The organism is Sphingomonas sp. BL-S-30 (genome assembly GCF_055521475.1).
The window spans coordinates 4,062,501-4,079,378 of record NZ_CM145481.1 but is presented as its reverse complement, the minus strand read 5'-3'; the positions used below and the strand labels follow the sequence as shown (position 1 = coordinate 4,079,378).

Here is a 16,878-nt window from a genome sequence, read left to right as displayed (position 1 = left end):
ATGCCTGCCATCGAAAAGACTGCCCCCGGCACGATCCGCCTCGAACGCGTGCTCGACGCGCCGATCGACACCGTGTGGAAATATCTGGTCGATGCCGATCTGCGCGCCTTGTGGTTCGCCGGCGGCACGCTCGAACCGCAGGTCGGCGGCCAGGTCGAGCTCGTTTTCGATCACGACAATCTCTCGGCGGACGACGTGTCCTATCCCGAGAAATATTGCGCGCATCGCGGCGCCGTGTCGCACGAGCGGGTGACGGCGTTCGAGGCGCCGCATCTGGTCGCCTGGAGCTGGGACGGCGGCAAGGAAGGCGAGGCCCGGTTCGAACTGACCGCGATGGGTGACAAGACCCGGCTGGTGCTGACGCATAGCGGCATTTCAGGCCCGGCCGGCATGGTCGATTTCGGCGGCGGCTGGCACGCGCATCTCGCGGTGCTGATGTCGAAATTCACAGGCGAACCGGTCCGCGATTTCTGGGCGCTCCACGCGGCCTCCGAGGTCACGGTCAGGGAAGCGCTTGGCGGGAATGGGTGAAGCCTTCAGCCACAGGGCCGTTGAATGAGGGCGGAAATTTGCAGTGCCGAGTTTACCTTTCCGATAATTTGCCTGATAGAACATGACGGTCCCGTGACAGAACCGATAGTGGTTCCTGTCTTGGGGATGGCGGGCAAAGGGGTGGCTTGATGGTCGCGTCAAGGGGTGGCTTCGGCAAGGGCTGCGCCGCGCGTCCTGTCCAGGCGATATCGGCCCTGTCCAACCGGGCTGTTCGATGAGCATGGCGATCAGCGCCATTGCTGCCCTGCTGCTGACCGGCATCTCTTCAAGCCCCGACCCGATCCAGCCCGCGACAGCGCCGGCGACCATCGCCGTCGTCGATCAGGATGCGCCCGTCCCGCCTGCGCCGGTGGCATCTCCGGCGACGGAACAGGATGTCACGACGGCTCCGGGAACGCCCAGGCCCTCGGCCGCGACCCCGCCCGCGCCGCATTCCACCACGCAAGGCGGCGATATCGTGGTCACCGCGCGTCCACATGTCGTCGCCGGAGATCCGCTGCAGCAGGTGAACGCCGATTCCTTCGCCGCCACCCAGAAGGTCGACCGGGCTCTGGTCGGGCCGGTGGCGCTGACCTACAAGCGCGCCGTCCCCAAACCGATTCGTAGCGGCCTGCGCAACGTTCTCAACAATCTGCGCGAGCCGGTGGTGTTCCTGAACTTCCTGCTCCAGCTCAAGCCGGGCAAGGCCGCGGAAACGGCCGGGCGTTTCGCGATCAATTCCACCATTGGCATCGGTGGACTGGTCGATGTCGCGAAGCTCCAATCGATCAACCTGCCGCGCCGTCCGAACGGGTTTGCCAATACGCTCGGCTATTATGGCGTGAAGCCAGGCCCCTTCCTGTTCGTGCCGCTGATCGGGCCAACGACCCTGCGCGACCTGATCGGAGGCGGCGTCGACCGCCTCGTGCTGCCCATCGCCGTGGGCACGCCATTCGACAAAACCTATTATTCCATTCCGAGCGGAGTCCTCAGCGCGGTCGATTATCGCGCCGAGTTCGACGAGCAACTCAACAAGCTGCGCGAGGATTATCCCGATCCCTATGCGGCCGCGCGCGCTTATTATCTGAACCGTCGCCAGGCCGAGATCGACGCATTGCATGGCAAGGGCGGCAAACAGCCTCGCCCGGCGATCACCCCCGTCGAAGCGGTCTTCCCGCAATCGACGCCGGTGCCTCCTGCCGCGCCGGCACCGGCGGACGATCCCGCCGCCGCGCCAGCGGATCCACCGTCCGAACCACCATCGGCCGCGCCGCCCCAGCCGTAACGCCGGGCCCCCTCGACGGGGTATCGCCCCGTTCAGACGATCTCGAACAACCCCGCCGCGCCCATGCCGCCGGCAGTGCACATCGACACCACGACATAACGCACCCCGCGCTTGCGCCCTTCGATCAGCGCATGGCCGACCAGCCGCGACCCGGTCATGCCGAACGGATGCCCCACCGCGATCGCGCCGCCATTGACGTTGTATTTCTCCGGATCGATGCCGAGATGATCGCGGCAATAAAGGCACTGGCTGGCGAACGCCTCGTTCAGTTCCCACAACCCGATATCCGCGACCGACAGCCCGGCCCGCGCCAGCAGCTTGGGGATCGCGAAGATCGGGCCGATGCCCATCTCGTCCGGCCCGCACCCGGCCGCCTGGAAACCGCGATAGATGCCGAGAATCTCCTTGCCCTCGGCCTCGGCGGTCGCCCGGTCCATCAGGATCTGCGCCGAGGCGCCGTCGGACAGCTGGCTGGCATTGCCCGCGGTGATGTTCGATCCCGGCCCGGTGAATTCGCCGCCGGACCACACCGTCTTCAGCCCGCGCAGCGCCTCTACCGTCGTCCCGGCGCGAATGCCCTCATCCCGCGACACGGTCACTGTCTCGGTGCCGGTGCGGTTGCCCTCCTTGTCGAACACGGCCTTGTCGACCGTGATCGGGGCGATCTCCTCAGCGAACGCACCCCGCTCCAGTCCGGCTGCCGCGCGTTGCTGGCTCTGCGCGCCATAGGCGTCCTGCGCCTCGCGGCTGATGCCGTAACGTTCGGCGACGATCTCGGCGGTCTCGATCATCGGGATATAGGCGGCCGGCTCCTTCGCGATCACTGACTTGTTGATGAAGCGCGGCGCGTCCTTGGTCACCGTCAGGCTGATCGATTCCATGCCCCCGGCCAGCGCCACGTCCATCTCGTCGCACATGATCGATCGCGCCGCGAGCGCCACCGCGGTCAGCCCCGATCCGCATTTCCGGTCGAGCGAAAAGGCCGGCACGCTTTCGGGCAAGCCGCCGGCGAAGATCGCCATCCGCCCGGCATTGCCGCCCTGCGTGCCCCATTGCCCGCCGACGCCCCAGAATACTTCGTCGATCCGCGCCGGATCGATCCCGGCACGCGCCACCGCGGCGTTCATCACATGCCCGGCCAGCACCGGCGCCTCAGTGATGTTGAACGCCCCGCGATACGCCTTGCCGATCGGGGTACGGGCCGTGGCGACAATGGCAGCTTCACGCATGGAGAGTCCTTTCGAGGATTGGGTATGGCGAGCGCTCTAGGCGGGATGGAAGGATTTGGGAAGGCCGCGCCTCTGCACGATTTCTCCACATGCGCCGGATGAGGCGTCGATGGAGCCCGCCTAGACCAGATCGGGCATGACGAAGGATTGAGCCGTTGACCGCTAGCGCGACAGGACCACAATGAAACCCATGAGCCACCGCATCCTCGTCGTCGACGACGATCCCCATATCCGCGAGCTGCTCGTCTTCGCGCTGGGCAAGGCCGGCATGCGGCCGAGCGAGGCGGCGGACGGCCAGGAAGCGTTCGAGACGATCGGCCGCGAGATGCCCGACCTGATGGTGCTCGACATCAACATGCCACGCCTGAACGGCCTGGACCTGTGCCGCCGGCTGCGCGCCGCGGGCGGGGCAGGGGCAGCGTTGCCGATCCTGTTCCTTTCCTCGCGCGACGACGAGATCGACCGGATCGTCGGCATCGAGATCGGCGGCGACGATTATGTCGTGAAGCCCTTCTCGCCGCGCGAAGTGGTCGCCCGGGTCGGCGCCATCCTTAAGCGCGGCGCGCCGCCGCCCGAGCCCGAGAATGTGACCCGCAACCGCCTGACGCTCGATACCGAGGGCTGGGAAGCGCGCTGGGACGGCGCGCCGGTGCCGCTGACCGCCACCGAATTCCAGCTCCTGCTGCTGCTCGCCGCCAATCCGGCCAAGGTCTATACCCGCGATGCGATCATCGACCGGCTGCACGGCCCCGGCTTCGCCATTACCGACCGGACGATCGACAGCCATGTCCGCAACCTGCGCGCGAAATTCGGTGCGGCCGACCTGATCGAGACGCGCGCCGGCATCGGCTACCGGATCGGCGCCTGTCGTTGATCGGAGCGCTCAAGAGCTTTGCCAAAGCGCATTGGCCGAAGCTCAGGCTGCGCTCGATCCTGCTCGGCACCCTGTTGTTCGTCGCCGCGCTTCCCGGCGTCGCCGCCCTGTTCCTGCGCGTCTATGAAAACACCATCGTCCAGCAGACCGAGGCGGAGCTGATCTCGCAAAGCGTGGTGCTGGCCTCGGCCTATAAATCGGCGTGGCGGGGCGGCGTGCCCGATCCGTCGCGCCGCCTGCTCGCGCCGGAAAGCCCGACGATCGACCTGCGCACCATGCCCGTCCTGCCGGCGCGCCCGGCCGAGACGCGGCGCGGCATGCCGGATCGCCATGCCGCGATGGTCGCCCGTACCCTGATGCCGATGGCGAGCGACGCGGCGGCGGTGACCCTGACCGCGACTCGTCTGCTCGACGCGAACGGTTTGGTCGTGCTCGGTCGCGACGATGTGATGGTGAATTACGACAATCTGCCCGAAGTCCGCACCGCGCTGGCCGGCAGCCCGCGCACCGTGCTTCGCGAGCGCAGTCGTTATGAAGCGCAAAGCTGGCTCGCTTTATTCAGCCGGGCCTATGCCATCCGGGTCCACCATGCGCGGCCGGTGATCGACCAGGGCAGGGTGATCGGCGTGGTCATGCTGTCGCGCACCCCGCGCGGCCTGTTCGTCGGGCTCTATCAGGATCGCGGCAAGATCCTGCTCGGCATCGGGCTGATCTTCACGACGCTGCTGGTGCTGGTCGCCCTGCTGTCGCGCGGCATCGCGCGCCCGATCGACGCGCTGGCCCGGGCCAGCGAGGATATCGCGCGCGGCCGGGTCGCGGTGCCGGAGACGCCGGTCACCGCCGCGATCGAGATCGCGCAGCTTTACGACAATTTCCGGGCCATGGCCGACCGGATCGAGCGCCGCTCGCGCTACCTCAAGGATTTCGCGGCGGCGGTCAGCCACGAATTCAAGACGCCGATCGCCGGCATCCGCGGCGCGCTCGAACTGCTCGACGAGCATGGCGAGGAAATGAGCGAGGAGGAACGCCGCCGCTTCATCGCCAATGCCTCGGCCGATGCGGAGCGGTTGGCCCGGCTGGTCCAGCGGCTGCTCGATCTCGCCCGCGCCGACATGGCGAGCATCGATGCCGCCGCGCGGGCCGACATCACGGCGTCGGCCCGGCGCGTGGCGGATTCCTTCCGTTCGGACCGCTTCGCGGTCGATGTCGCCGCCGCCGACGCGCCGATGGCGCGCATCACGCCGGAGGTGGTCGAGACGCTGCTCGAAACCCTGGTCGAGAACAGCCGCCAGGCTGGCGCGCGGCGGGTGAGCATCCGTATCGAGCCGGCGGACAGCGAGGTGATCCTGTGGGTCACCGACGACGGCCCCGGCATCGCGGTTGCCGATCTGGAACGGATCTTCGAACCCTTCTTCACGGGTCGGCGCGAGGCGGGCGGCGCCGGGCTCGGCCTCGCCATCGCGCGGTCCTTGCTGGCCGCGACCGGCGGCACGATCGTCGCGAAGGAAGTGCCCGCGGGCGCGTGCTTCCGGCTGAGGCTGCCGGTGGCGTGACTTCTTCTTCCCCTCTCCCAGCGGGAGAGGGGTGGCCTGCGCAGCAGGTCGGGGTGAGGGCGACCGGCCTTGTCACCCTCACCCTTCCGCCGCTACGCGGCTCCCTCCCTCTCCCGCCGGGAGAGGGATTCAGGTAGCGCTCGTCTTTAATGACCAACCCCCAACCCTATGACACGATCATCCTCGGCGCCGGCGCCGCCGGCCTGATGTGCGCGCTCACCGCCGGCCAGCGCGGCAGGCGGGTGCTGCTGCTCGATCACGCGGAGGAGCCGGGCAAGAAGATCCTGATCTCTGGGGGCGGGCGCTGCAACTTCACGAACGTGAACACCGGGCCCGACCGCTACCTCTCTGCCAATCCGCATTTCGCCAAATCGGCGCTGGGGCGCTATTCGGCGCAGGACTTTATCGACCTGGTCGATCGCCACGGCATCGCCTGGCACGAAAAGACCCTTGGCCAACTCTTCTGCGACGGTTCGGCGAAGCAGATCGTCGCGATGCTGCTCGACGAATGCGATGCCGGCAATGTCACCATCGGCCTCGGCCAGCCGATCCGCGAGGTCGACCATGCCGACGGCCAGTACCGCGTCACTTTCGGCGATCGCACCGCCACTGCGCCTGCTCTGGTCATCGCCACTGGTGGCCCCTCAATCCCGAAAATGGGTGCGACCGGTTTCGCCTATGATCTCGCCCGCCGCTTCGGCCTGAAAGTCGTCGAGCCGCGCCCCGCGCTGGTGCCCTTCACGCTTGGTGGTGAAGAAACCCTGTTCCGCTCGCTCTCCGGCGTCGCGGCGGAGGTCGTCGCGCGCTGCGGCAAGACCGCTTTTCGCGAGGCGGCGTTGTTCACGCACAAGGGTCTGTCCGGTCCCGCGATCCTGCAAATCTCTTCCTATTGGCGCCACGGCGAGTCGATCAGCATCGATTTTTTGCCGGACCTGAAACCTGCCTGGCTGGCCGAGGCGAAGCGGGCCAATCCGCGCACCGCTTTCCGCAAGTTGCTGGCCAGCCAACTCCCCGCCCGCCTCGCCGAAACCCTTGCCGACCGGCTTGGTGTCGAGGGCGATCTCGGCGCCCAGACCGACAAGCGCCTCGACGAGGCCGCCCGCCGCCTCGCCGACTGGCGTTTCACGCCCAACGGCACTGAAGGCCTGGCCAAGGCAGAAGTCGTCGCCGGCGGCATCGCGACGGACGGGCTGTCCTCGCAGACCATGGAGGCCCGGAAAGTCCCCGGCCTCTACGCGATCGGCGAAGCGGTCGACGTCACTGGCTGGCTCGGCGGCTATAATTTCCAATGGGCCTGGGCCAGCGGCTGGGCGGCGGGGCAGGTCGTTTGACGCGGGCTCTCGCTCCGGCCCGCCGAATTCCGGGTCGAAGCGGCCGCGATTTACGGCCTCATTTCTGGCACGCGACGATCGCGGCGATCACTGACAAGGTATCTTCGGGATCGCGCACCCGCACCGTGTCCAGTCCGAGCTCCTTGGCCGGGTAATCATTGCCGCCCGGGAAGATCGCGTCGCCGATGAACATCATCGCGTCCAGCTCGATGCCGCTCGCATCGCGCAGCTTCTTCAGGCCATAGGCCTTGTCCACGCCCTCGCGCGTGATGTCGATCGAGGTGGCGCCGCCCATGTTGATCGACAGGCCGGGCAGGCGTTTGCGCAGATCGGCCTGGATCACCTTGCGCTTGGCGAAATCCGGGTCCCAATGTTCCTTCGCGTCGAGCGGCGCCTGCTGGCCGAGCGCGGAAAAAGTGATCTGGCTGCCGCGGTCCTCGATCCGCTCGCCCCAGGTCTGTTCAGGTACGAATCCGGTCGCCTTCAGCGACGCGTCGAACGCGGCGAAGATGGCCTGCTTCTGCGCGTCGTCGAACAGCTCGGCATATACCGCATACCAGGCATTGTCGTACCGGTAGAGCTTGGTGCCCGTCGTCGGCATCAGCCATAGCCGGCCCAGGTCGGCCCGGGCGGGCAGACGGCTTGCCACCTGCTTCTCGAACTGCGGCCAGTCCCCGCCCGAGATGACCGCGACATGCGCCACGCCGAGCAGATCGGCCAGCGCTTCGCCCATCGGCTCCTGCAGCGGCTGCTTGCTCTCGGCGAGCGTTCCGTCGAGATCGAACGCAACCAGCTGCTTCATTCCTGGGCTCCCTGAAGATGGATTTGCCGCGGTGCGGCGAGACGGGATGCAAGCGCCCGATCCCGCCGGAAGTTCCCTCGCGATTCACGCGCCGATTTCACATGGGCGTGGAACCGTTATGGAATCGCATCGTTCGTTCCCCAACAACAGGGGGCATCATGTCGACGCAGAATCTCTTCGCCTGGTCCGGTCGTACCCAAACCGGCCTCGCCCTGTTCGCGGCTTCGCTTCTCTATCTCGCGGTCGCCGCGCCCAACGCCGTCGCGATCGCCTTTGCGGTCGGTGCGGGGGCATGCCTCGCCCTGTTCGGCATTACCGGCTCGCGCTTCTGGCTGACCATCGTCACCGTGCTGATGCTCGCCGTTTCGGCCACCGGACTGTTCGCCGCCCTGGTCGTCGGCAGCTATGTCCTGCTTCCCGTCGCCTTCGCCCAGATCGTGGCGGTCTCGCTGATCGAGGGCCGGCGCGAGAGCGACTGGGTCAGTGACGCGAGCGCCCGGCCCGGGCTGCTCGCGGCATGGAAACGGCAGCGCATCTGACCCATTTTCGCCATGGGCGTGCTTTAATCCGGATTATCTGCTAGGGCCCCGCTTTGCCGCGACGCCGCGTGCCCCCATATCCGGAATATCATGCCCTTCTCAACGCTGCCCCCGCTTCTCGCCGAAGCGCTCTCCGCCCGTGGTTACGCCGCGCCGACTCCCGTGCAAGCCGCGGTAATCCAACCCGAAGCCGAAGGCCGAGACATGATCGTCTCGGCGCAGACCGGCTCCGGCAAGACCGTCGCCTTCGGCCTCGCCATCGCGCCCCAGCTGCTCGGCGAGGAAGGCACGCTGCCGCCGGCGCGCGCGCCGCTCGCCCTCGCCATCGCGCCGACTCGCGAACTCGCGCTCCAGGTCAGCCGTGAGCTTGCCTGGCTCTATGAAAAGGCCGGCGCGAAAATCGCCACCTGTGTCGGCGGCATGGACGCATCGAGCGAACGCCGTGCCCTGTCGCGCGGCGCGCATATCGTGGTCGGCACGCCTGGACGGCTGCGCGACCATATCGAACGCGGCGCGCTCGATCTCGGTGCATTGAAGGCGGTCATCCTCGACGAAGCCGATGAGATGCTCGACATGGGTTTCCGCGAGGATCTCGAGCAGATCCTCGACGCGACGCCCGACCAGCGCCGCACGCTCCTGTTCTCGGCGACCATGCCCAAGCCGATCGTCGCACTCGCCAAGCGCTACCAGCGCGACGCGCTGCGCATCTCCACCGTCGGTGAGGATCGCGGGCATGGCGACATCAGCTATCAGGCCGTCACCGTCGCCCCGGCCGATATCGAAAATGCCGTGGTCAATCTGCTGCGCCTGTACGAGGCCGAATCGGCGATGCTGTTCTGCGCGACGCGCGACAATGTCCGCCATCTCCATGCCAGCCTGGTCGAGCGCGGCTTCGCCGCCGTCGCCCTGTCCGGCGAGCATAGCCAGAATGAGCGCAACGCCGCGATGCAGGCGCTGCGCGACAAGCGCGCCCGGGTCTGCGTCGCGACTGACGTCGCTGCGCGCGGCATCGATCTGCCCTCACTCAGCCTGGTCATCCATGTCGAGTTGCCGCGCGATGCCGAGACGCTGCAGCACCGCTCGGGCCGCACCGGCCGCGCGGGCAAGAAGGGCACGGCGGTCCTGATCGTCCCGTTCCAGCGCCGTCGCCGGGTCGAGATGATGCTGCGCGGCGCGCGTATCGCGGTGGAATGGGTCAACGCCCCGACCGCCGACGACATCCGCAAGGCCGATCACACCCGCCTGCTCGAAATGCTGCTCGAGACGGTCGAGGTCGACGACGACGACCGCGCGCTCGCCGCGACCTTGATGGCGCAGAAATCGCCCGAGGATATCGCGGCTGCCCTGGTCAAGACCTATCGCGCGCGCCTGCCCGCCCCGGAAGAGATGCTGACCCAGGGGGCTGCCCAGCCCGCTGGCAAGGAGCATCACCGCGAGGGCTTCGACGATATCGTGTGGTTCCGCATGGACATCGGTCGCCGCCAGAACGCCGATCCGCGCTGGATCCTGCCGCTGATCTGCCGCCGCGGGCACATCACCAAGAATGAGGTCGGCGCGATCCGGATCGGTCCGAACGAGACCGCGTTCCAGATCCCGCGCGCCATCGCCGGCAAGTTCATGGCCTCGGTCAAGCGCACCGTCGGCGAAGAAGCCGAAGGCGGCGTCCAGTTCGAGGTGATGGAAGGCGGCCCGGAACAGGCCTCGCGCGAGCCGCGCCGCCACAACGGCCCGGCCCCCGTCCGTCATCAGCCGCGCCCGACCCTGCGCAAGCGCCCGCGGAACTGACGACTCGCCGTTACCCCGGAACGGCCCCGGGGTAACGGCGCGGACATCGGCAACTTTGCTGTTCCAGTCCGGCCGGAATCCTTCTAGTGCCCGCGCCCATGAGCAAATCAGCCACCGACGTGATGCAGGACATCGTCTTTTCCGCCGTCATCGATTCGATCGGGGCGTTGAAGGCCGCGTCGAAGGGCGTGCCCAACACGCTCCTCCGCGATCTGAATTCGGTGCACGCCAACACGACGCTGGCCGATCTGCCGCCCGAGCTTCAGGCAGCGATCGCGACCAATGTGCGCGCAGCGTTCACGCGCCTGCTCAAGGAAGGCTATAATGTCGCGCCGGCGGGTTCGGCGGTACCCCGCACCCCGCCGCCGCCACGCCCCGTTTCGCGCGACGCCCAGCGCCATCGCCGGCCCAACGCGCCCCCGCCCAAGCCCGGCGGCAATGATCCGGCCAAGCCTCGCGGCCCGCGCCCGAATCGTCCGCCGAAACCGCGCGACTGACTTTCGCCTGCCTGCGCGGCACCATGGCATTGCGGAGCGCGGGGATCGACCTTAGGGCACCCGCATGACCGCACCGAAACCCAAAGACTGGATCATGGCGATCGCCCCCTATGTGCCGGGGCGTTCCACCACTGATGCCGGCGCGCCGATCGCCAAGCTGTCGTCCAACGAGAACCCGCTCGGCACCAGCGACCAGGCGCGCGCCGCCTTTTCGGGGCATGTGGGCGATCTTTATCGCTACCCGGATGCGAGCGCGGCCGAGCTGCGCGAGGCGATCGCGGAATATCACGATCTCGATCCCGCCCGGATCATCTACGGCACCGGTTCGGATGAAGTGCTCCATCTCGCGGCGGGTGCCTATGCCGGTCCGGGCGACGAAGTGATCTTCGTCCACTACGGCTTCGCGGTGTACGAGATCGCCGCGCGCCGTGTCGGCGCCAGGCCGGTGGTCGCGCCCGACAAGGATTATGCGACCGATGTCGACGCGATCCTCGCCTGCGTCACCGATCGCACCCGCATCGTGTTCATCGCCAACCCGAACAACCCGACCGGCACCTATGCTCCGCGCGGCGAGATCCTCCGTCTTCACGCCAACCTGCCGTCGGACGTGATGCTGGTGATCGACCAGGCCTATTCCGAATATCTGACGCCGGAAGAGGATGACGGCGGGCTCGATCTCGCGCGCCACGCGCCCAACGTGATCGTCACGCGCACCTTCTCCAAGATCCACGGCCTCGCCGCCGAGCGGATCGGCTGGGGCTATGGCTCGGCCGAGGCCGTCGCCGCGATGCACCGCATCCGCGCGCCCTTCTGCATCACCACCGCCGGCCAGAAGGCAGCGATCGCCGCGCTCGGCGCGACCGATTTCATCGAACACAGCCGTGCCCACAATATCCAATGGCGTGCCTGGCTCGCCGACGAGATCGCGAAGCTCGGCAATGCGGGTCTCCGCGTCGTGCCCAGCCATGCCAATTTCCTGCTCGTCCTGTTCGAAGGCAAGCTGACCGCCGAGGTCGCCTACCGCCTGTTGATGGAACGTGGCATCATCGTCCGCTGGCTGCCGGGGCAGGGGCTCGCCCAGGGCCTGCGCATGACGATCGGTACCGAGCAGGAAACACGCGTGCTGGCCGATGCCCTGCGCGAGATCGTCGACCAGGAAAGTTGATGGCGGCGCCGATCGAGGCGCTGGCGTTCGACGTGTTCGGCACGGTGGTCGACTGGCGCACGAGTATCGCGCGCGAGGCGGCGGCCGTCTTCGCTGGTCTCGGCCGCCCCGACATCGACCCCGCCGCGTTCGCCGATGAATGGCGGGGGCTCTATCAGCCGGCGATGGAGGAATGCCGCGCCGGCAGGCGACCTTTTGTGCGGCTGGACGTGCTCAACCGCGAAACGCTCGACACCCTGCTCGACCGCCATAGCGTGACCGGCATGGACGAGGCTGCGCGCGACCATTTCGCGCATGCCTGGCGCCGGCTCGATCCCTGGCCCGACACGGTCGAAGGGCTGATCCGGCTGAAGGCGCGCTATCCGATCTTCACGCTGTCCAACGGCAATATCGCGCTGATGCTTGAGATGGCCCGGCGCGGCGGCCTGCCCTGGGATGCGATCCTCGGCGCGGAAGTGACGGGCGCCTACAAGCCCGAACCGCGCGCCTATCTCGGCACCGCCGAAGTGCTCGGCATCGATCCAGCGGCGCTCTGTCTCGTCGCCGCCCATCACAGCGATCTCGCCGCCGCGCGCGCCTGCGGTCTCGCCACTGCCTATGTCGATCGCCCGATGGAACATGGCGGACGATCCGCGCCAGACCGGCATTGCCGGCAGGATTGGGATTATCTCGCCGACAGCATCACTGGTCTCGCCACCCGGCTCGGGTGCTGATGTACTGGACTTGTTCGCGCTGACGTGATCCTGCGTTCTCCTGTCACAAAAATGACATACGGAGCCAAGCCAGATCGACCAGATTGCCGCCCTTCCCTATCGCATCAGGCCCGATGGCAGCGCCGAGGTGATGTTGATCACCTCGCGCGATTCGGGGCGCTGGGTGATTCCCAAGGGCAACCCGATCAAGGGACTGGCGTCGCACGAGGCGGCGGCCGAGGAAGCGTTCGAGGAAGCCGGGGTGCGCGGCATCGCCTGTCCCTCGCCGATCGGGCGCTTTTCCTATCTCAAGCGTCGCCGCACCGGGCAGGACCGCGACCTGGTGGTGACGGTCTATCCGGTCGCCTTTGTCGAGCAGGTCGACGACTGGCCCGAGCGCCATCAGCGCGATACCCGCTGGTTCGATCTGCCCCGCGCCGCGGCGGCGGTCGACGAACCCGAGCTGAAGACGCTGATTGCCGCTTTCCGGGCACCGGTGATTCCGGCTAGTCTGGCGCAGCGCGTCCTTCCCGCGTTCCGGACCCAGGCAAGAAAGAGAATACCGATGGTCGCGTGGTTTCAGGCGCTGATGCCCAAGCAGGGGCGGTTCTTCGATCAGTTCGAGGCGCATGCCGCGACGCTGGTCGCCGGCGCGGACGCGCTCGCGCGCCTGCTGCACAATCAGGGTCCGATCGCCGAGAATATCGCCGCGATCGTCGATCATGAACATGCCGCCGACGATATCACGCGCGAGGTTCTTCAGGATGTGCGCCGCGTGTTCGTCACGCCGTTCGATCGCAGCGCGATCACCAGCCTGATCGGCGTGATGGACGATGCGATCGATCAGATGAACGGGACCGCCAAGTCGATCGAACTATATGAAGTCACCAGCTTCGAGCCGCAGATGCGCGACATGGCCGGCATCGTGGTCGAGGCGGCGCGCATCACGGCGGAGGCGATCCCCTTGCTCCGCTCGCTTGGGCAGAATTCCGGCCGCCTGCACGATCTCACCGCCCGGCTGATCAGGATCGAGGGCGATGCCGACGATATCCATGATGCCGGGTTGAAAGCCTTGTTCAAGGCGCATGGCCCCAATGCACCGATGGACTTCATCGTCGGGCGGGAAATCTACAGTCACCTGGAAAAGATCGTCGACCGCTTCGAGGATGTCGCGAACGAGATCCAGGGTCTCGTGATCGACCACGCCTGATCCCGCGGTGACGCTTTCCCTTCCCCTGCTGATCGCCCTGATCGGCGTCGCCCTGCTGTTCGATTTCTTGAACGGCCTGCACGATGCCGCCAATTCGATCGCCACCGTCGTGTCGACCCGCGTGCTGAAGCCGCATCACGCGGTGCTATGGGCCGCATTCTTCAACTTCATCGCCTTTGCCGTGTTCGGCCAGCATGTCGCGCAGACTGTCGGCACCGGCATCATCTCGACCCAGATCGTCGATCCGCAGGTGATCTTCGCCGCCCTGATCGGCGCGATCGTGTGGAACGTCATCACCTGGATGCTCGGCATCCCGTCGAGCAGCAGCCACGCGCTGATCGGCGGCCTGCTCGGCGCCGGCATCGCCAAGGCGGGGCTCAGCGTCGTGGTGTGGGGCGGCGTGCTGAAGACGGTGGTCGGCATCTTCGCCTCGCCCGCGGTTGGCCTGGGGCTTGCGCTCGTGCTGGTGCTGATCGTCGCCTGGACCAGCCTCAAGCTCACGCCGATGGGCGTCGACAAGCGCTTCCGCAAATTGCAGCTTCTCTCGGCCGCGGCCTATTCGCTCGGGCATGGCGGCAATGATGCGCAGAAGACGATGGGCATCATCACTGTCCTGCTTTTCTCGCAGGGCATCTATCACGGCGCTTTCCATGTGCCCTTCTGGGTGGTGCTCGCCTGCCAGGCGGCGATGGCGCTCGGCACCATGTCGGGCGGGTGGAAGATCGTCCACACCATGGGCTCGAAGATCACGCGACTGACCCCAGCCCAGGGTTTCTGCGCGGAGACCGGCGGCGCGATCACCCTGTTCATGGCGACTTTCGGCGGCGTGCCGGTGTCGTCGACGCACACCATCACTGGCGCGATCGTCGGCGTTGGCGCCGCGCGGCGCTTCTCCGCGGTGCGCTGGAACATCGCCAGCAATATCGTCGTCGCCTGGTTCGTGACCTTGCCGGCGGCTGCTCTGGTCGCCGCGCTGACCTGGTGGATTACCGGGCTGTTTCTTTAGAGGCTTCGGTCAGGTTCCCGAGACGGGGCATTTGCCATCGCACATCCCGATGCCACGCCGCGACAACGCAGAACCGGCACTTTCCTCGGTCTGGTTGTTCATGTCTTTCCACTCCTGCTTGGTCAGGCAGAAGCGCTTCGCCATGATCGATCCGGTCGGGACGATCATCCGGCAAATCTTCTTGTCCGCGGGCGCTGGGGTCTGCCCCGACGTGGCGGCCTCTTGGGCAACCGCGCCTGAGGTAGCAAAGGCCGCGGCCGCGGCGATCATGGACAACAATGCATAGGCCATTTGATATCTTTCCCGTTCTTCCTGCCGAGCGCCGAAATACCGCGGCACGCGGTATCCAGCTCATGTCCTTTTAGAAGCCCCCCATTCCCCCCGGGGTCGTGGAGCATTTTCCGTCGCATTTCCCCGCCCCGCTACGGGCAAGCGTTGCATTGGCGCTCTCCTCCGTTCGCGTGTTCATGTCTTTCCACTCCTGCTTGGTCAGGCAGAAGCGTTTGCCCATGATCGATCCGGTGGGCACGATCATCCTGCAGATCTTCTTGTCCGCGCCGACTTGCGGCTCCGCCGCACCTTGGGCCGGCCCATCTACTGGAGCATAGGACGCAACGGCGATCAGGATGGAAAGCAACGCATATGCCATTTTTGTGTCTTTCCCCCTTCTCGATTCTGCCGATCTTCTCATGCAATATCGTCGGGAGCAAGCGACAGCTTCAGCACTTCTGTTGTCGAATAATAATAGGTCCGAATAGGATCTATATTTCGTCACTTTTCGGGGAGAACAGGGGGCTTTGTCGACCAGGTCGCTTCGACGGCGCGATACCCCGGTGGAAGCGGAACGGAAAACGCGCCCGGCCGCTTTGCGGTGGTCGACATGCATCAGCGGAACGAACTCAATGGACAATGTTGCCGTCGCGCGAATCTGGTCCGGCATCTGACACGATGGATATCGCCCGCGCCCTGGCTCAGCCGATCCCGCCGATGGAGGCGCGGCTCGTTTCGGACTTGCCGGAAGGCCCGGACTGGCAGTTCGAGCCCAAATGGGACGGTTTCCGCGCTATCGCGGTGAAGCGGGATGGCGAGGTCGCGATCTGGTCCAAATCCGGCAAGCCGCTCGGCCGGTATTTTCCGGAGCTGGTCGCGCTGCTCGGTGCCAACATGTCCCCGCGCTTCATCCTCGACGGAGAGATCATCGTGCCGCTCGGCGACACCCTGTCCTTTGGCGCGCTCCAGGCGCGGCTCCACCCGGCGCCGAGCCGCATCACCCGCCTCTCGCAGGAGACGCCGGCGCTGATGGTGTTGTTCGATACACTGGAACTGGAGGGGAGGAATCTCACCGGCGATCCGTTTGAGCGTCGCCGCGCCGCGCTCGAGGATTTTCACCGCCATCACGGCAATGACAGGCTGCGTCTGTCGCCAAGCACCGCCGATGCGGCGGATGCCCGCGCCTGGCTGCGCGAAGCGGGCGGCGCGCTCGACGGCGTCGTCGCCAAGCGGCTCGGCCTGCCCTATCTCGCCGGCGAACGCGCCATGGCCAAGGTCAAGCAGCTGCGCACGGCCGATTGCGTGGTCGGCGGCTTCCGCAAGACGGCGGACGGCAAGGGTGTCGCGTCGCTGCTGCTCGGCCTTTACGACGATGACGGAAAGCTCGACCATGTCGGCTTTACCTCCGGCATGCCCGCCGCGGATCGACCGGCATTGCTGAAGAAACTCTCTCCCCTCGTCGAAGCACCAGGCTTCACCGGAAAAGCTCCCGGCGGTCCCAGCCGCTGGGCGACCGAACGTTCCACCCGATGGAGTCCGCTCAGGCCCGACTGCGTGGTCGAAATAGTGTACGACCAGATCACTGATGGCCGCTTCCGCCATGGTACACGGCTGCTCCGCTGGCGACCCGACAAGGCACCCGCGCAGTGCACCCGCGACCAGCTGGTGCGCGAGATCAGCCCGACGGAACTGGAGGAAATCATCAACGCCGCCGGCTCCCCGCCGGCGCACCGCTGACGTCGCTCACCGGCCCCTAGCCGCCATCGCGTTAGCCCGATACGTTCCGGCCGAAACCGACACGGGGCGATCATGATTCAGGCGACACGGCGCGAACTCCTCACCGGCGCGGGCGCGCTCGGCCTCACCGTGGCACTCCCCGCCTGGGCCGCGGCCGCGCCCGCCGACGCAAGCGCCCAAAAACTGCTCTTGACGCTGGCCGAGGACCTTCTGGCCGACTCGCCCGAATATGCCCTGTCGCTCGGCCTCGACCGCGGCGAGCGTGCCGCGCTGCACGGGCGATTCATGGATCGGAGTATCGCCGGCGATCTCGCCCGGTCGCGTCGTTGCACTGCCCGGCTCGGGCAGATGCGCAAGCTCGATCGCACCGGC

At 66.8% G+C, this 16,878-nt stretch carries 18 protein-coding genes (1 of these 18 cut by a window edge); 14 read left to right on the top strand and 4 right to left on the bottom strand.

The window, feature by feature from the left end; all coding sequences use genetic code 11:
- Positions 1 to 531 (top strand): SRPBCC family protein, encoded by a 531-nt coding sequence (locus tag ACZ1I5_RS18955; protein ID WP_465170791.1) that lies wholly within the window; start codon positions 1 to 3, stop codon positions 529 to 531.
- 235 nt (positions 532 to 766) lie between these two features.
- Entirely contained in the window at positions 767 to 1,816 is a 1,050-nt protein-coding gene (locus tag ACZ1I5_RS18950) for an MlaA family lipoprotein (RefSeq protein ID WP_465170790.1), read from the top strand.
- 32 nt (positions 1,817 to 1,848) lie between these two features.
- Here the strand turns inward: ACZ1I5_RS18950 and ACZ1I5_RS18945 are convergent, their stop codons facing one another.
- The gene (locus tag ACZ1I5_RS18945) at positions 1,849 to 3,045 is read right to left on the bottom strand and encodes an acetyl-CoA C-acyltransferase (RefSeq protein WP_465170789.1); all 1,197 of its coding nucleotides are present in this window, start codon (positions 3,043 to 3,045) and stop codon (positions 1,849 to 1,851) included.
- 181 nt (positions 3,046 to 3,226) lie between these two features.
- Between ACZ1I5_RS18945 and ACZ1I5_RS18940 the strand changes: the two genes are divergently transcribed.
- The 3 genes from ACZ1I5_RS18940 to ACZ1I5_RS18930 all read left to right on the top strand — a co-directional run bounded on the left by ACZ1I5_RS18940 (position 3,227) and on the right by ACZ1I5_RS18930 (position 6,803).
- Positions 3,227 to 3,919 carry a response regulator transcription factor gene (locus ACZ1I5_RS18940; RefSeq protein WP_465170788.1) on the top strand — a complete coding sequence of 231 codons (693 nt, stop codon included), beginning with the start codon at positions 3,227 to 3,229 and terminating at the stop codon, positions 3,917 to 3,919.
- Positions 3,916 to 5,472: a sensor histidine kinase gene (locus ACZ1I5_RS18935; protein WP_465170787.1), complete on the top strand. Its 1,557-nt coding sequence runs from the start codon at positions 3,916 to 3,918 to the stop codon at positions 5,470 to 5,472. The genes ACZ1I5_RS18940 and ACZ1I5_RS18935 overlap by 4 nt, the downstream gene beginning before the upstream one ends.
- A 149-nt stretch (positions 5,473 to 5,621) precedes the next feature.
- Positions 5,622 to 6,803, top strand: a complete 1,182-nt coding sequence (locus ACZ1I5_RS18930) for a BaiN/RdsA family NAD(P)/FAD-dependent oxidoreductase (RefSeq protein WP_465170786.1) — start codon at positions 5,622 to 5,624, stop codon at positions 6,801 to 6,803.
- Positions 6,804 to 6,861: 58 nt separating this feature from the next.
- Here the strand turns inward: ACZ1I5_RS18930 and ACZ1I5_RS18925 are convergent, their stop codons facing one another.
- Positions 6,862 to 7,605 (bottom strand): HAD-IIB family hydrolase, encoded by a 744-nt coding sequence (locus ACZ1I5_RS18925; protein WP_465170785.1) that lies wholly within the window; start codon positions 7,603 to 7,605, stop codon positions 6,862 to 6,864.
- 158 nt (positions 7,606 to 7,763) lie between these two features.
- Between ACZ1I5_RS18925 and ACZ1I5_RS18920 the strand changes: the two genes are divergently transcribed.
- The 7 genes from ACZ1I5_RS18920 (at position 7,764) to ACZ1I5_RS18890 (ending at position 14,499) form a co-directional block, all read left to right on the top strand.
- Complete coding sequence (locus ACZ1I5_RS18920) at positions 7,764 to 8,144, top strand: hypothetical protein (protein ID WP_465170784.1); 381 nt, start codon at positions 7,764 to 7,766, stop codon at positions 8,142 to 8,144.
- Between the two features lie 90 nt (positions 8,145 to 8,234).
- Positions 8,235 to 9,929: a DEAD/DEAH box helicase gene (locus ACZ1I5_RS18915; RefSeq protein ID WP_465170783.1), complete on the top strand. Its 1,695-nt coding sequence runs from the start codon at positions 8,235 to 8,237 to the stop codon at positions 9,927 to 9,929.
- A gap of 98 nt (positions 9,930 to 10,027) precedes the next feature.
- On the top strand, positions 10,028 to 10,426 hold the full coding sequence (locus tag ACZ1I5_RS18910; RefSeq protein ID WP_465170782.1) for a hypothetical protein: 399 nt from the start codon (positions 10,028 to 10,030) through the stop codon (positions 10,424 to 10,426).
- A gap of 64 nt (positions 10,427 to 10,490) precedes the next feature.
- Complete coding sequence (hisC, locus tag ACZ1I5_RS18905) at positions 10,491 to 11,591, top strand: histidinol-phosphate transaminase (RefSeq protein ID WP_465170781.1); 1,101 nt, start codon at positions 10,491 to 10,493, stop codon at positions 11,589 to 11,591.
- Complete coding sequence (locus ACZ1I5_RS18900) at positions 11,591 to 12,304, top strand: haloacid dehalogenase type II (protein WP_465170780.1); 714 nt, start codon at positions 11,591 to 11,593, stop codon at positions 12,302 to 12,304. Before hisC ends, ACZ1I5_RS18900 begins: the two co-directional genes overlap by 1 nt.
- A 73-nt stretch (positions 12,305 to 12,377) precedes the next feature.
- Positions 12,378 to 13,493: a DUF47 family protein gene (locus ACZ1I5_RS18895; RefSeq protein WP_465173998.1), complete on the top strand. Its 1,116-nt coding sequence runs from the start codon at positions 12,378 to 12,380 to the stop codon at positions 13,491 to 13,493.
- Between the two features lie 7 nt (positions 13,494 to 13,500).
- Positions 13,501 to 14,499: an anion permease gene (locus ACZ1I5_RS18890; protein WP_465170779.1), complete on the top strand. Its 999-nt coding sequence runs from the start codon at positions 13,501 to 13,503 to the stop codon at positions 14,497 to 14,499.
- A gap of 9 nt (positions 14,500 to 14,508) precedes the next feature.
- On the opposite strand, the gene ACZ1I5_RS18885 is transcribed toward ACZ1I5_RS18890, so the two are convergent.
- Both ACZ1I5_RS18885 and ACZ1I5_RS18880 read right to left on the bottom strand, forming a co-directional pair.
- Positions 14,509 to 14,790 carry a hypothetical protein gene (locus ACZ1I5_RS18885; RefSeq protein ID WP_465170778.1) on the bottom strand — a complete coding sequence of 94 codons (282 nt, stop codon included), beginning with the start codon at positions 14,788 to 14,790 and terminating at the stop codon, positions 14,509 to 14,511.
- A 70-nt stretch (positions 14,791 to 14,860) separates the two neighbouring features.
- Positions 14,861 to 15,439: a hypothetical protein gene (locus tag ACZ1I5_RS18880; RefSeq protein WP_465170777.1), complete on the bottom strand. Its 579-nt coding sequence runs from the start codon at positions 15,437 to 15,439 to the stop codon at positions 14,861 to 14,863.
- Positions 15,440 to 15,447: 8 nt separating this feature from the next.
- Here ACZ1I5_RS18880 and ACZ1I5_RS18875 point away from each other — a divergent pair, with 8 nt between their 5' ends.
- Complete coding sequence (locus tag ACZ1I5_RS18875) at positions 15,448 to 16,506, top strand: ATP-dependent DNA ligase (RefSeq protein WP_465170776.1); 1,059 nt, start codon at positions 15,448 to 15,450, stop codon at positions 16,504 to 16,506.
- 72 nt (positions 16,507 to 16,578) lie between these two features.
- Positions 16,579 to 16,878 carry the start of a DUF885 domain-containing protein gene (locus tag ACZ1I5_RS18870; RefSeq protein ID WP_465170775.1) on the top strand. 1,539 nt of this gene lie beyond the right edge of the window, so 300 of the gene's 1,839 nt are visible here — the first part of the coding sequence; it begins with the start codon at positions 16,579 to 16,581; its stop codon lies off the right edge, out of view.

Bases quoted from the DNA above. Each gene is read 5' to 3' on its own strand.
- ACZ1I5_RS18880 (WP_465170777.1), bottom strand. From the start codon at position 15,439: ATGCCGGACCAGATTCGCGCGACGGCAACATTGTCCATTGAGTTCGTT.
- ACZ1I5_RS18925 (WP_465170785.1), bottom strand. From the start codon at position 7,605: ATGAAGCAGCTGGTTGCGTTCGATCTCGACGGAACGCTCGCCGAGAGC.
- ACZ1I5_RS18950 (WP_465170790.1), top strand. From the start codon at position 767: ATGAGCATGGCGATCAGCGCCATTGCTGCCCTGCTGCTGACCGGCATC.
- ACZ1I5_RS18930 (WP_465170786.1), top strand. From the start codon at position 5,622: ATGACCAACCCCCAACCCTATGACACGATCATCCTCGGCGCCGGCGCC.
- ACZ1I5_RS18945 (WP_465170789.1), bottom strand. From the start codon at position 3,045: ATGCGTGAAGCTGCCATTGTCGCCACGGCCCGTACCCCGATCGGCAAG.
- ACZ1I5_RS18940 (WP_465170788.1), top strand. From the start codon at position 3,227: ATGAAACCCATGAGCCACCGCATCCTCGTCGTCGACGACGATCCCCAT.
- ACZ1I5_RS18955 (WP_465170791.1), top strand. From the start codon at position 1: ATGCCTGCCATCGAAAAGACTGCCCCCGGCACGATCCGCCTCGAACGC.
- ACZ1I5_RS18915 (WP_465170783.1), top strand. From the start codon at position 8,235: ATGCCCTTCTCAACGCTGCCCCCGCTTCTCGCCGAAGCGCTCTCCGCC.
- ACZ1I5_RS18900 (WP_465170780.1), top strand. From the start codon at position 11,591: ATGGCGGCGCCGATCGAGGCGCTGGCGTTCGACGTGTTCGGCACGGTG.
- ACZ1I5_RS18875 (WP_465170776.1), top strand. From the start codon at position 15,448: ATGGATATCGCCCGCGCCCTGGCTCAGCCGATCCCGCCGATGGAGGCG.
- ACZ1I5_RS18920 (WP_465170784.1), top strand. From the start codon at position 7,764: ATGTCGACGCAGAATCTCTTCGCCTGGTCCGGTCGTACCCAAACCGGC.
- ACZ1I5_RS18910 (WP_465170782.1), top strand. From the start codon at position 10,028: ATGAGCAAATCAGCCACCGACGTGATGCAGGACATCGTCTTTTCCGCC.
- ACZ1I5_RS18885 (WP_465170778.1), bottom strand. From the start codon at position 14,790: ATGGCCTATGCATTGTTGTCCATGATCGCCGCGGCCGCGGCCTTTGCT.
- hisC (WP_465170781.1), top strand. From the start codon at position 10,491: ATGACCGCACCGAAACCCAAAGACTGGATCATGGCGATCGCCCCCTAT.